At 69.8% G+C, this 12,282-nt stretch carries 12 protein-coding genes and 1 pseudogene; 7 read left to right on the forward strand and 6 right to left on the reverse strand.

Features of this window, described 5'->3' with window-relative positions; genetic code table 11:
• Window position 1: 1 nt before the first annotated feature.
• The 3 genes from AB0G63_RS11755 (at window position 2) to AB0G63_RS11765 (ending at window position 2,738) form a co-directional block, all read left to right on the forward strand.
• On the forward strand, window positions 2–820 hold the full coding sequence (locus tag AB0G63_RS11755) for an ABC transporter permease (RefSeq protein ID WP_360748036.1): 819 nt from the start codon (window positions 2–4) through the stop codon (window positions 818–820).
• Window positions 817–1,662, forward strand: coding sequence for an ABC transporter ATP-binding protein (locus AB0G63_RS11760; protein ID WP_360748039.1), 846 nt, complete (start codon window positions 817–819; stop codon window positions 1,660–1,662). Before AB0G63_RS11755 ends, AB0G63_RS11760 begins: the two co-directional genes overlap by 4 nt.
• A 584-nt stretch (window positions 1,663–2,246) precedes the next feature.
• Entirely contained in the window at window positions 2,247–2,738 is a 492-nt protein-coding gene (locus tag AB0G63_RS11765; RefSeq protein ID WP_360748042.1) for a carboxymuconolactone decarboxylase family protein, read from the forward strand.
• Window positions 2,739–2,809: 71 nt separating this feature from the next.
• Here the strand turns inward: AB0G63_RS11765 and AB0G63_RS11770 are convergent, their stop codons facing one another.
• Complete coding sequence (locus AB0G63_RS11770; RefSeq protein ID WP_360748045.1) at window positions 2,810–3,109, reverse strand: hypothetical protein; 300 nt, start codon at window positions 3,107–3,109, stop codon at window positions 2,810–2,812.
• A gap of 306 nt (window positions 3,110–3,415) precedes the next feature.
• Here AB0G63_RS11770 and AB0G63_RS11775 point away from each other — a divergent pair, with 306 nt between their 5' ends.
• The 4 genes and pseudogenes from AB0G63_RS11775 to AB0G63_RS11790 form a co-directional block, all read left to right on the forward strand.
• Window positions 3,416–4,381, forward strand: coding sequence for an alpha/beta hydrolase (locus tag AB0G63_RS11775; protein ID WP_360748048.1), 966 nt, complete (start codon window positions 3,416–3,418; stop codon window positions 4,379–4,381).
• A gap of 54 nt (window positions 4,382–4,435) precedes the next feature.
• A complete protein-coding gene (locus AB0G63_RS11780) occupies window positions 4,436–4,738 on the forward strand; it encodes a transposase (RefSeq protein ID WP_360748257.1) in 303 nt (100 codons plus the stop codon).
• Between the two features lie 103 nt (window positions 4,739–4,841).
• Window positions 4,842–5,570 carry an NADPH-dependent F420 reductase gene (npdG, locus tag AB0G63_RS11785; protein ID WP_360748051.1) on the forward strand — a complete coding sequence of 243 codons (729 nt, stop codon included), beginning with the start codon at window positions 4,842–4,844 and terminating at the stop codon, window positions 5,568–5,570.
• 26 nt (window positions 5,571–5,596) lie between these two features.
• Window positions 5,597–6,006, forward strand: a pseudogene (locus AB0G63_RS11790) (transposase); the annotation flags it as partial.
• Window positions 6,007–6,425: 419 nt separating this feature from the next.
• Here the strand turns inward: AB0G63_RS11790 and AB0G63_RS11795 are convergent.
• The 5 genes from AB0G63_RS11795 to AB0G63_RS11815 all read right to left on the reverse strand — a co-directional run bounded on the left by AB0G63_RS11795 (window position 6,426) and on the right by AB0G63_RS11815 (window position 12,241).
• The gene (locus AB0G63_RS11795; RefSeq protein WP_360748054.1) at window positions 6,426–8,177 is read right to left on the reverse strand and encodes a CocE/NonD family hydrolase; all 1,752 of its coding nucleotides are present in this window, start codon (window positions 8,175–8,177) and stop codon (window positions 6,426–6,428) included.
• 19 nt (window positions 8,178–8,196) lie between these two features.
• Window positions 8,197–9,147 carry an MBL fold metallo-hydrolase gene (locus AB0G63_RS11800; protein WP_360748057.1) on the reverse strand — a complete coding sequence of 317 codons (951 nt, stop codon included), beginning with the start codon at window positions 9,145–9,147 and terminating at the stop codon, window positions 8,197–8,199.
• Window positions 9,148–9,230: 83 nt separating this feature from the next.
• Entirely contained in the window at window positions 9,231–10,154 is a 924-nt protein-coding gene (locus tag AB0G63_RS11805; RefSeq protein ID WP_360748060.1) for an alpha/beta hydrolase, read from the reverse strand.
• Between the two features lie 5 nt (window positions 10,155–10,159).
• Window positions 10,160–11,275, reverse strand: a complete 1,116-nt coding sequence (locus AB0G63_RS11810; RefSeq protein ID WP_360748063.1) for an NAD(P)/FAD-dependent oxidoreductase — start codon at window positions 11,273–11,275, stop codon at window positions 10,160–10,162.
• 12 nt (window positions 11,276–11,287) lie between these two features.
• On the reverse strand, window positions 11,288–12,241 hold the full coding sequence (locus AB0G63_RS11815) for a phosphotriesterase (protein ID WP_360748066.1): 954 nt from the start codon (window positions 12,239–12,241) through the stop codon (window positions 11,288–11,290).
• Window positions 12,242–12,282 lie beyond the last annotated feature (41 nt).

Below are 12,282 nucleotides of genomic sequence, written 5' to 3' on the forward strand. Positions count from 1 at the left end.
CATGCTCTCGAACCTGTCCGGGGCCTTCTGGAAGTCCCTGCTCAAGCAGCTGTGGCTGCCGCTGCTGGTGTTCGCCGTCCTGGTACTGGCCACCGCGGGCAGCACCAGCTTCTACTTCCCGCCTCTGACCGACGTGCTCACCGTCCTGTGGCGGGAACTCCTGCACGGCGGGCTCGTCGGCGACCTGCTGTTCAGCCTGCGCAACATCGCCGTGGGCCTTGCCGTCGCCACCGTCCTCGGTGTCGGGGCAGGCCTGGTGATCGGCGAGGTCAAGCTGCTGCGCCAGGCCACCGCCCCGCTGCTGGACTTCGCCCGCGCGACACCGACGGTGGCGTTCGTCCCCGTCATCATCCTGACTCTGGGCATCGGATCGGGCCCCAAGATCTTTCTCATCGCTCTGGGCTCCCTGTGGCCGATCCTGCTCAACACCGTCAGCGGAGTCCAGGGCATCAACCCGGCCGTCCACGAGACCGCGCACAGCTACCGCATCCCCTGGCGGCTGCGGCTGGTCAAGGTCGTACTGCCCGGCGCCCTGCCGCAGATCTTCGCCGGCATCCGCATCGCCCTGTCCATCGCCGTCGTCCTCATGGTGGTCAGCGAGATCTACGGATCCCCGGTCGGCCTCGGCAGCTTCATCCTGGAGAGCGGCTCCAGCTTCGCCGTCCCGGAGACCTGGGCCGGCACCATCCTGATCGGCATCCTCGGCTACGCGCTGAGTGTCCTTCTCCTGGCAGCCGAGTACGCGCTGCTCGGCTGGTACCACCAGCGTCCGCCCCGAACCCGGCGGACCCAGCACCGGAACGAGGTCGTCTCATCATGAAACGCGGATCCAGCCTGATCGTGGAGGACGTCTGCAAGTCGTTCGGTCACGGCGCGGACGAGCACCGGGTGATCGACGGACTGTCGCTGCGCGTCGACCCGGGGGAGTTCGTGTGCATCGTCGGCCCGTCCGGTGCCGGCAAGACCACCCTGCTGCGCTGCCTGTCCGGACTGACCCGCCCCACCTCGGGCACGGTCACCTACGGCGATCAGCCGCTCACCAGGCCGCTGGCCGACATCGCCGTCGTCTTCCAGGACTACCGCGGCTCCCTCATGCCCTGGCTGCGGGTGCGGGACAATGTGGCCTTCCCTCTCGAGGGGATGGGTGTGAAGCGGGCCGAGCGCAGGAAACGGGCCGACGAGTGCCTGGCCGCAGTCGGCCTTCCGGACGTGGGCGACAAGTACCCCTGGCAGCTGTCCGGCGGCATGCAGCAGCGTGTGGCCATCGCGCGCGGACTCGCCTACGAGGCGCCGGTGCTGCTGATGGACGAGCCGTTCGGGTCGGTCGACGCCCAGTCCCGCTTCGACCTGGAGGACCTCACCCTGTCGCTGCGCAGGAAACTCGGCATCACCGTCATCGTCGTCACCCATGACATCGACGAGGCCGTGTACCTGGGCGACCGCGTCATCGTCCTGGGCGGCAGGCCGACGGCCGTCATCGACAACCTCACCATCGACCTGGGCACCCGACGCGACCAGATCGGCACCCGGGCCGATCCGCTCTTCGCTGACCTTCGGACCCGCGTGCTGACCCAGATCCGAGGCGAGCAGCCGTCGTCGCCCGGCCGGAGGGCGGAGAGGACAGCCTCGGCGCCGGAGGAAACCGAGCCGGTGGGGATCTGACCAGTGGTGCACTTCGCACACGCGGGGACCCGGTACCCGATCCGGAGAGGCTGACCCCGCCCTCGGCGGCGACGCAGACCACGTGTTCCCTGTGCGCGAGCAGGCCAGAGACCGGGGACAGAGAGACGACACGGCCGCAACCGTCCGGCCCTGTCGGCGCCCCCCCCGTGACCGGAAGACGATCCGCTCCCCACTCGTCCGGGTCTTCGAGCACCCGGCGGCTGTCGTCGGCTCCCACCGCGAGCACGAGAGCCTCCAGCCCGCCGGGGAGCCAGCCGGACTCGGGAGAGCTTGGCCTGCTGGGTCCCATCGATGTCCATGACGATCACGGCGGCCCCGGCCCGGCGCGTTCGTGACGGCGGTTGGCGATGTCTCCGGCGTCGCCGGTCAGCGCACTCCCCGGTGTCGGTCCGCCCCAGAATGCCTGGCCGGGCCGGGACCCCGCAGAGGTGGGCCCAGACCATTCCGGGCACGGCCGCCGATCCTGCGTCGGGTCCGGAGAGCCTGACGAGCCCCGACACCGCTCACCAACCGGCCCAGCCGTCCCTGGTCGGCCGGACACCACTCACGAATGAGGGCCCCGCATGGCACGAATCCCGGAGACCGACGGCATCGGCGAGATCGCCGACCGCATCCGCGAGCGGCGCGGCGGAAACCTGCGTCCGCTCGACCACATGCTCCTGCACAGTCCGCAGTTGGCCGACGGCTGGAACAGCCTGCTCGGCGCCATCCGGCAGCGCATCGCCCTGCCCGCCGACATCCGGGAACTGGTGATCCTGCGGATCGCCGTCCTCAACCGAGCGCCCTACGAATGGGCCGCCCACGAGCGCCCGGCCCGTGAAGCGGGATGGGGGGAATCCCAGTTGGCGGCCGTGCGGGAGGAGAACCCGGCGCTCGACGCGCGCCTGCGTCGGGTCATCGCGTACACCGACGCGATGACCCGCGACGTTCAGGTCCCTGACGAGCTCTTCGACGCGCTGCGGGCCGACTTCTCGGACGCGGAGCTGGTCGAACTGACCGCCACCGTCGCCGCGTACAACATGGTGTCCCGCTTCCTGGTGGCCCTGGACGTCTGAGGGTGCGGTGGGTGCGGACATGGGCTCTTGTCCGTTTCGTGGTTGAGGTGTTCCCCGGGTGACCAGTCGTTTCAGTTCGGGGAGCGGATGCCTTCAGTGTTCTTCGGGAGGATCGGCAGGTCGCGGGGCCGGCAGAGGCCGAGGGCGCGCAGCGGCCGGCCCGCGCCGTCCAGGGCTGTGAGGATCTGCCGGCAGGCGGGGGGCCGGGATGTCGGGGCGGTCGAGCCAGATGGCGGGTGAGGCATGGCAAGGGTGAGGAGGATATTGCGGGTGATGCGCAGGTTCTCGATTTCCGCGTCGAGTTCGCCGAGTTGCCGGGTGAGTTCTTCGCTTCGTCTCTTACTTGCACGGGAATTCCTCGGCGGGTTCATCGGATCCGTACCACGCTCTCCGCTGCACAGTCATGGACGGGCGGGTATTCATGCCCGGGCGATCGCACGGACATCCGCAGATCGCCGGCCTTCCTGCCGCGACGCAGGTCACGCGACTGCGTACGCAACTGAAGTCGTGATCACCTTGTTCAGCGGAAAAGCCCGCGGCTGATCCGCCGGCCATCATCATCACCAATTGACCGCAAATAACGGCGGCCATTAAGAGTAAGGGAATTGTCGCCGAACAATCGACGAGCCAGAGTTCGGCCGGCTTGAATCACAGGACCATCAACGAAGGAATTCGACATGGATAATGGACAGGTAATACGCAGATCAGGGCCCAGCCGCCGTGCGCTGGTAGGCGGCGGCTGGGCGGCGGCCGCGTTGGCGGTCGCCGGTATCGGCACCGGGCGTGCCGCCGCCGGCCAGGACCGGGAGAGGGCCACCCGCGAGGCCGCGCCGTGGGAGCCCGTGCCCGTGCCGAAGCAGATGCCGGTGACCGAGCACAGGGTCCCGGTCGTCGGGGGCGGGAATCTGTGGTGCTGGGACACTGGCGGCAGCGGAGAGGCCGTCGTTCTGCTGCACCCCTTCTCCGGCAGCGGCGAGAGTTGGCCGTACCAGCAGCCGGTGCTCGCCCGCGCCGGGTTCCGGACGATCGGCTACTCGCGGCGTGGCGCCTACGGCTCGGTGGCCGGAAACCAGGCCGATGCGGATACCGCCTCCGGAGACCTGCAAACCCTGGCCGACCATCTCGGCCTTGACCGTTTCCACGTGGTCGCCTCGGCGGCGGGCGGTGCGGTGGCCGTCGACTACGCCCTGTCCCACCCGGACCGGCTGCGCAGCCTCACCATCTCCAACAGCGTCATGGGCATCTCCGACCCTGACTACACGCAGCTCTCCGCCTCGCTCCGGCCCGCCCCGTTCGATCAACTTCCAGTCGAATTCCGGGAATTGAGTCCCTCCTACCGGGGCGGCAACCCGGATGGCGTGGCGGCCTGGCTGGAGATCAACCGTCGGGCCAGGAGGGACGACGCGTACTCCCAGAGGTCCGCCAACAAGATCACCTGGGCGGCCCTGGAAACCATCGCCCTGCCGGTTCAGCTGATCACCGGCGACTCGGACCTTTGGACCCCGCCCTCTGTCAAGCGGCTCATTGCCCAGCATCTCCAAGATGCCGAGACGCACGTCATCGACGAGGCGGGCCACAATCCTCACTGGGAACAGCCCGACGCCTGGAACCGCGTCCTGCTCAGATTCCTGCGCCGTCACTGAGCACCCGCGCCGGCAGGGCCTCTCCGTGACACAGAGGGTGTCCGGGCACTGTTCATCGGGAGGGCCCTGTTCCGCAGTCAGATTGTCCTGAAGCCCGCATGGGCCGAGGGCCGTGGCGGCCGGCCGGAGGAGTACCGCCACCGGGACACACTCGACGCGATCGGGCACGTGGTGGACAACGGCGTGAAGTGGCCCGCGCTGCCTGCCGAATACCCGCCGTGGAAGGCGGTGCACCTGTTCTTCACCCGCTGGCTGAAGCACGGGCTGATCGATGAGTTCCACGACCGGCGCCGCGCCGCGACCCGTGAAGCACAGGGGCGGGATGCGGAGCCGACGGCAGGATTGATCGACTCGTAGTCCGCGAAACCGCTGCGGACACGCCCCCACGGCCCGAGCAGACCGCTGACGACGAACGGCACGGGCCACGGAAGAACGAACCGAACGAGCCAAGGACCACAGCATGACGAATCTCGACCAAGCCGCCGGCACCCGTTCCTCGACTCCCGCTGCAGCCGCTCGAAACGATCCCCATCGCCTCCCTGATGTGTCCGGCCTGATCGTCGGCATCCTCGGCGGCACCGGCCCACAGGGGCGCGGCCTCGCCTACCGGCTCGCCGGCGCGGGCCAACAGGTCATCATCGGCTCACGGAACGCCGCCAGGGCCGCCTCCACCGCCGCGGCCATCGGCGAGGACGTCCGCGGCGCTGACAACGCCACGACCGCACGGGAGAGCGATCTGGTGATCGTCGCCACTCCCTGGGAGGGACATGCCGAGCTGCTGACCACGCTCCGCGAAGAGCTCGTCGGCAAGATCGTGGTCGACTGCGTCAACCCGCTCGGCTTCGACAGGATGGGGGCCTACGCACTCCGGCCTGAGGAGGGCAGCGCCGCCCAGCAGGCTGCCGCACTGTTGCCGGACTCCCGGGTGACCGCCGCGTTTCACCATCTCTCCGCCGTCACTCTGGAAGACCGGCAGATCGACAAGATAGACACCGATGTACTCGTCCTGGGCGATGAGCGCGCCGCCACCGACACCGTCCAGGCACTCGCCTCACGACTCCCGGGCGCACGCGGCGTCTACGGCGGACGACTGCGCAACGCCCACCAAGTGGAGTCGTTGGTAGCCAACCTGATCTCGGTGAACCGCCGCTACAAGGCCCACGCCGGACTGCGCCTCAGCGACGTCTGAGTCACCACCACCTTCTGATGGGGTGCGTCGAGCACGGGCCGGGCGGCACCGGGGAGCCGGTGGCGGCCCTGCTCAGGCCGGGGAAGCGGGCTCGAACGCGGCCGCCGACCACATCACGGTCGTCCGACTGGCACTGGCCCAGCTTCCGAAGAAGTACCGGCGCGGGCGGCAGACCCTGATCCGCGCCGACTCCGCGGGCGGTACCCATGACTTCGTCGCCTGGCTGACCCGGCGGTGACGGTGGCTGTCCTACTCGGTCAGCATGGTGATCAAGGATGCGATCCACAGCCGCGTGCTGAAGGTTCCGGCCGCGGCCCGGACGCCGGCCGTCGAGGCGGACGGCGAGATACGCGGCGGCGCCTGGGTCGCCGAACTCACCGGCGACGTCATTCAGGGCTGGCCGAAGGGGATGTGGCTGATCGTCCGGAAGGAACGGCGGGTGCGCCGTGAGGCGCTGTTGATTCGAACGGAGGTGGGAGACCTTCGTCGCTGATCCTGTCGCAGCAGGACGGTGGAGCTGAGGGCAGTCCCATCCGGGTGGTACCGGTAAGGACAGGAAGCGGCCCTGACAAAGCCGGGCGTCGGCGTGCATTCCCCTTGAGCGGTAACTCGCACGGATCCGCCGGAAATCGAGGGACGAGAGGCTCCCGTGCCCGTCACTGCTATCGGCATTCTCAGACACGCAACAGATCCTCGCACCTCGACGCACCCGCCCAAGGATCCGGACACCACTCGGGCGAATCGAGTGGGATCGGCCGCCAGGGACTGCGGTCGACCCCCGGTCGACGTCGTGACAGCCGCGTAAGGAGCCGCTGCTCCGGGCTCCTTCGCAGCCGCCCTCAGCGCCCCTGCCCGTTACCCGTTCGCCTCCGGCGCCGCGGCCGTGGTCGTGGTCGTCGTGAACGGCAGGACCAGGCGGGAGGGGTGGGCGGCGTCGCGGTAGATCTTGTGGGTGACGGGGCGGCCCACCGGCAGGTGGAAGGCGTCCGGCGGCAGCAGCGCGTTGTGCGCGTCGGTCAGCGGCTCGTCGTTGGAGAGCTCCACCACCAGCCGGTGGCCCGGCAGGAAGGTCGCCGCGAACGGGTAGACCCGCAGCACGTACTCCTCGATCTTCCCCGGCTCGACCGGCACCGCGCGGGTGTGCGGGTGGTAGGGGTCGCCCTCGGTGGTGCGCTCCTCGTCCAGCTCGCGGTGGGAGGCCTTGAGGTAGGCGGTCGTGATGAGCTGCCGGCCGCCGCCGGGGGCCTCGTCCCACATGCGCAGGATGAAGTTGGTGTCGGGCTGGTCGATCTCGGCGAAGAGGTGCGCCGCGCCCTGGCCGATCATCTCGGTCGGCTCGGTGAACGGCTCCGTGCTCCAGCTGAGGATCTCCACCTTGTCGGTCACCGTCAGCGGCGCCTGGTAGAAGCCGTCGGGGGCGGCGTACTCGGCGCCCATCAGCTCGGGCTCGAAGGAGAGCTTGCGGCGCGGGCGGAAGTAGAGCGACCGGTGCTCGACCGGCTTCGGCGGCCACTGGGCGCCGGTGACGGTCTGGCGCGAGCCCTCGACGTGGACGGTGACGGCGGGCTCGTCCATGACCCCGTTGTCGATGCCCTTGATCCAGTACTCGTACCAGCGGAACATCTTGTCGTGCTCCTCGATGAAGGGGCGCGACTGCATCGGCGGGTACGGGCCGATGTCCAGCTTCTTCGGGCCCTTCAGCGAGTTGAACAGCTCGATGGTGCCGTCCAGCGTCCAGCCGCGGCCCTGGTCGATCTGGAGCCAGACCGGGATGTCGATGTTCGGCGCGAGGGTGACCGGGTTGCGCTCCTCGTACCACTCGCCGTCGACCTCGTTCAGCACGATGTCGAACCAGGCCTCGTGGTTCTTCGGGTAGTTGAGCACATGGACGAGATTCGGCCAGGCGGCCACGTCCGGGTCCTTCAGCCGTTCGGCGACGCGCTCCTTGATCTCCTCCGGTGAGAAGGTCTCCAGCATGCGGGACTTGACGCCGTCGGTGAACGCCCAGCCGGAGTCGCCGCCGCGGCCCTCGCGGGCGGCCCGCGGCATGAACCACATGACGCCACCGTGGTAGGTGGTCTCGTAGAAGTCGTAGTGACCGCCGCTGACGAAGATCGCCTTGAGGTGCGGGGGCCGCTCGGCGGCGGCGAGGACCTGCATGGAGCCGAAGTAGGAGATGCCGATCATGCCGACGTTGCCGTCGCACCACGGCTGCGCCGCGACCCACTCGATGAAGTCGTAGGCGTCCTGCCCGAGCGGGACCCCGCCGGCGTTGTAGTTGCCGATGTGCTCGCCCTCGGAGGCGCCGGATCCGCGCAGGTCGCCGATGACGTGGACGTAGCCCTCCTTGACGACGCGTGCGATGTCGCCGGCCTCGATGCACCCGTCCCACATCGGGCTGGGCCGGCGCTGCGGCGGCGTGGTGAGCGCGAGGGCCTGCAGTTCCTTGCCGTACGGGCTCAGCGCCACCAGCGCCGGCCGCGGCGTGTCGGCCACGCCGCTGTAGGTGTCGGCGGCCAGGGTGACACCGTCGCGCATCGGCACCCGGAGGTCCTTGCGGACGGCGATCTGCTGGTCGCCCGCCTGAATCTGCTGAAACTCACTCATGAGTGCGAAAGCTCCTGTGTCACAAGTTCTGCAAGTTCTGGTCGAGGCTCGTGCGGTAGCCGTGCATCGAGGTGAAGAACGGCGACGGCTCGAGCGTGGGGTCGCCGGTGTAGCCGAGCTCCTCGGCGACGGGGGCGAACGGGGAGTACGCCGAGTCGGTCTCCCGCAGCCCGGCCCGCAGGCAGCCGCAGGCCGCCTCGCCGACCCGGCCCTCGACCGCCAGGCTCTGGGTGATGGCCTCCTGGGCCTGGGCGGCGTCGAGTTCCACGCCGTACGGGGTCCCGTCGGCGCGGCGGTAGGGGTGCCCGAGGTACAGGTGACGTGGGCGGATCTCGTCGCGCAGGTACTCCAGGCCGGCGCGGTAGGCGGCCGGGTCGGTGTAGCCGGGGAAGCCGTTGGCGGCGCCGTGGACCTGTACGGCGTCGCCGACGAACACCGACCGCTGACCGTCGACGACGTAGGCGACCGAACCGGGCGTGTGGCCCGGCATCGCGTGCACGGAGACGGTGACGCCGCCGCCGAGGGAGAGGGTCTCCCCGCCCTTGACGAGGAGGGAGGGCTCCATCTCGCCGGAGATGACGGCCTGCCCGGCGGCCGTCACCTTCGCCTCGCCCTCGGGGTCGCGCAGGTACCGGCCGCGACCCGCGAGGTACTCCTCCACATGGGCCCGCCGCGAGCGGAGCATCGGCGCGTCGGCCTCGTGGATCACCACTCGCGCACGCCGGCCGGTGAGCTCCCACAGGGCGTACGCCCCGCCGACGTGGTCGATGTGACCGTGGGTCAGCAGGATCCAGCGCACGTCCTCGATGCGCCGCCCGATCGCCTCCAGCGCGGGAGCCATCCCCTCGGCGGGCGAGGAGGCGATCCCGGTGTCGACGACGGCCGGTTCGGGCGCGTCGATGAAGAAGCTGTAGAGACCGAACCGCCCCCAGGGCGAGACCAGGGGATGGATGTCGACTGCGTGCGTCATGGCTCTCTTTCCGAACTCGTACGCGGGCTGAACTCGTACGCGGGCTGAATTCGTACGCGGGCTGAACTCGTACGCGGGCCGGGTCAGCGCCGGCGCAGGAAGTCGCGCGTCTCCTCGAAGACCCGGTGGTACTCCGGGATCCAGGAGAAGTGCTGCACGAATCCGTGGCCCGCGCCGTCGTACCGGCTCACCGTCGCCTCCACCCCGGCCTCCCACAGCCGCCGGCCGTACAGCTCGCCCTCGTCGCGCAGCGGGTCGTACTGCGCGGTGACGATCAGGGCGGGCGGCAGCCCGGTGAGGTCGGCCCGCTTGACCGGCGAGACGAGCGGGTCGGCGGGATCGGCGCCGCTGTCCAGGTAGAAGGCGTTGAACGGCTTCAGCCCGGCCGTCTCCAGGCCGTAGCCCACGGCGTTCTCCCGCAGCGAGGCGTAGCGGTCGACGTCGAAGTCCAGGTCCAGGGAGGGGTAGTACAGGATCTGGTGGGTGATCCGGTCGAAGCCGTCGTCGTGCGCCCTGGCGACGACCGCGGCGACGAAGGTGCCGCCGGAGCTGTCGCCGGCGACGGCCAGCGTCATGCCGTCCCAGCCGAGGCCGGCGCCCTGCTCGGCGGCCCAGCGCACGACCGCGTAGCAGTCGTCGAGGCCGGCCGGGAAGGCGGCCTCCGGCGCCAGGCGGTAGCCGACGGAGACGACCTTGAGCCCGGTCTCCTTCGCCAGCGACCGCGCGACGTGGTCGTGCGTCTCCAGGCTGCCGAGGAAGAACGCGCCGCCGTGGAAGTAGACCAGCACGCCGTGGCGGTCGGCCTCGTCCGGGGTGTAGATCCGCACCGGCACGTCGCCCGACGCGGTCCGCGCGGTCACGTCGTCGACCGCATGCAGGGGCAGCCGCTCCGCGAGCGGGGCGACGTGCGCCTCGTCCGCGGCGCGCAGGGCGACCGGGTCGAGCGGGCCCGCGGGCGGGGCCGGCAGGCTCGCGAGGACCTTGGCGATCTCGGGATGCAGCGGCATGGGCGTCAGTCCTGCTGCGAGGCGTCCGCGGGCTTCTGCCCGGGGAAGACGTCGTTGATCTCGTCCTCGGTCCAGCCCTGGCGCGAGATCGCCTGGAGCTTGTCGGTCACCGGCTTGCGGGTGGCCTGGTAGAGGGCCAGCCCCTCCTTCACGGAGTCCGCCTGCCGCAGGGACTCGGCGAGCGCGCCGGCGTCCTCGATGGCCGAGTTGGCGCCCTGGCCCTGGTGGTGCAGCATCGAGTGGGCGGCGTCGCCGACGAGGGCGACACTGTCCGAGTGCCAGGTGTCGACGGGGTCGATGTCGTAGACCGCGCGGATGTTCACGGTGTCCATGTCGAGGTCGCGCGTGATGCTCACCAGGCGCTCGTCGAAGCCCTCCACGGTCTTCAGCAGGTCGTCCTTGGTGATCTGCGGCGCCCAGGTGCCGTCCGGGCACAGGGCGGTGATGTCGAACGACACCTGGCCGCGGTGGCGCAGCGGCAGCAGGTAGATCTTCGTGCCGCGGCCGATGTACATCCGCAGGTTGTCGTCGACGACCATGCCGTGGGCGTCGTCGACGGAGATGACCGCGCGGTAGGCGTGCTCGCCGGAGAACACCGGGGCCTTGTCGCTGAACAGCTGCCGGCGCACCACCGACTTGATGCCGTCGGCGCCGACGACCAGGTCGGCCTCGACGGTCTCGCCGTTCGCGAAGGTGAGGACGGAGCGGTCGCCCTTGTCCTGGACGGTCTCCAGCTTGTGCCCGAGCCGCACCATGCCCTCGGGGAGCACGCCGAGGAGGGCCTCGATGAAGTCGCCGCGGTGGATCAGATGGGTGTGGGTCTGCTCGCCGGCGGCCGGCCACGTCTCTTTCATGATCGGGTCGGCGGTGGCGGAGAGGATCTCGAAGTACTCGCTGGGCGAGCTGACCTTCGCGATCGCCTCGAAGATGCCCCACTGGCGGAACCAGTTCATGGTGGCCGGGCGCAGGCCGATGCCGGCGCCGACCTCGCGGATCTGGTTCGCCTGCTCGTAGACGCTCACGTCGGCGCCGAGCAGACTCAGGGCCTTGGCCGCGGCCGCGCCGCCGTATCCCGCGCCGACGACGGCGATCTTCAGGTTCTTCAGGTCTGAGGACTGCATGGGGGTTCTCTCTTACTTCTGGAGGGTCAGGAAGTCGGCGGGGTTGTCGACGAAGATCGTCTTGATGGCGGCCTCGTCGAGGCCGGCGGCGCGGAGGTCCGGGATGAGGTCCTCGAAGATGTAGTTGACGGTGTGTCCCTTGACGCCCGGCCAGCCCAGCGGGCTGCAGTTGGCGTCCGCGGAGGCGAGCACCTGCTTCAGCCGGCCCTCGCCGACGAAGCGCAGGAAGTGGTCGAGCCGCTCCTTGCGGGGGCGGGCCCAGAACGGCGGGTCCGGCAGCTCGGTCTCGTAGCCGAAGGTGTCGAAGCCGATGCGGCCGCCCTGCTCGGCGATCCAGACGTCGCGCGTCTTGTCGGCGTTCACGCCGTCGTCGACGTGCCCGAACAGGACGCGGTCCAGGGGAAGGCCCTCTTCATTGAAGATCGCGATCGCGTTCTCGGCGTCGATCGCGAGGTGGGTCAGGATGGGTACGCCGGTGGCGAGCGCGGCGCGGGCCGCGGCGCGGTAGATGCGCTTGTCCAGGTCCGTCATCCGGCCGCCGCGGCTGACCCCGACCTTGATGACGCCGGCCCGGCTGCCGGTGGAGCCGATGCCGACGGTGATCTCGTGGACGAACTGCCGGGTCAGGTAGTCCACGTCGGCGCGGGCGAAGTGGTGGAGGGCGGTGTCGCCGCCGACGAAGCCGGTGCAGGCGACGATGTGCACGCCGGCCTTCGCGGACAGGGACTTGTAGTAGTCGACGTCGCGGCCGTTGCAGATGCCGGTCGCGTCGACGAAGGTGCCGCCGCCGTACTCGTGGAACTTCCGCAGCTTCGGGACGGTCTCCTCGTACCGCTGCTCCGGGGTCTTCCACCACTGCGTGTCCAGCTCGGAGCCGGGCATGCCGTAGCCGATGTGCTCGTGGATGGCCACGAGACCCAGCTCCTCCGCCGGGATCGGCCCCAGCACGGTGTTCACTCTCGACACAACACTCACCTTTGAGAAAGAGACTCGACGGTCGTTCGCGC

Source organism: Streptomyces sp. NPDC020996 (assembly GCF_040641355.1).
Taxonomy (GTDB): domain Bacteria; phylum Actinomycetota; class Actinomycetes; order Streptomycetales; family Streptomycetaceae; genus Streptomyces.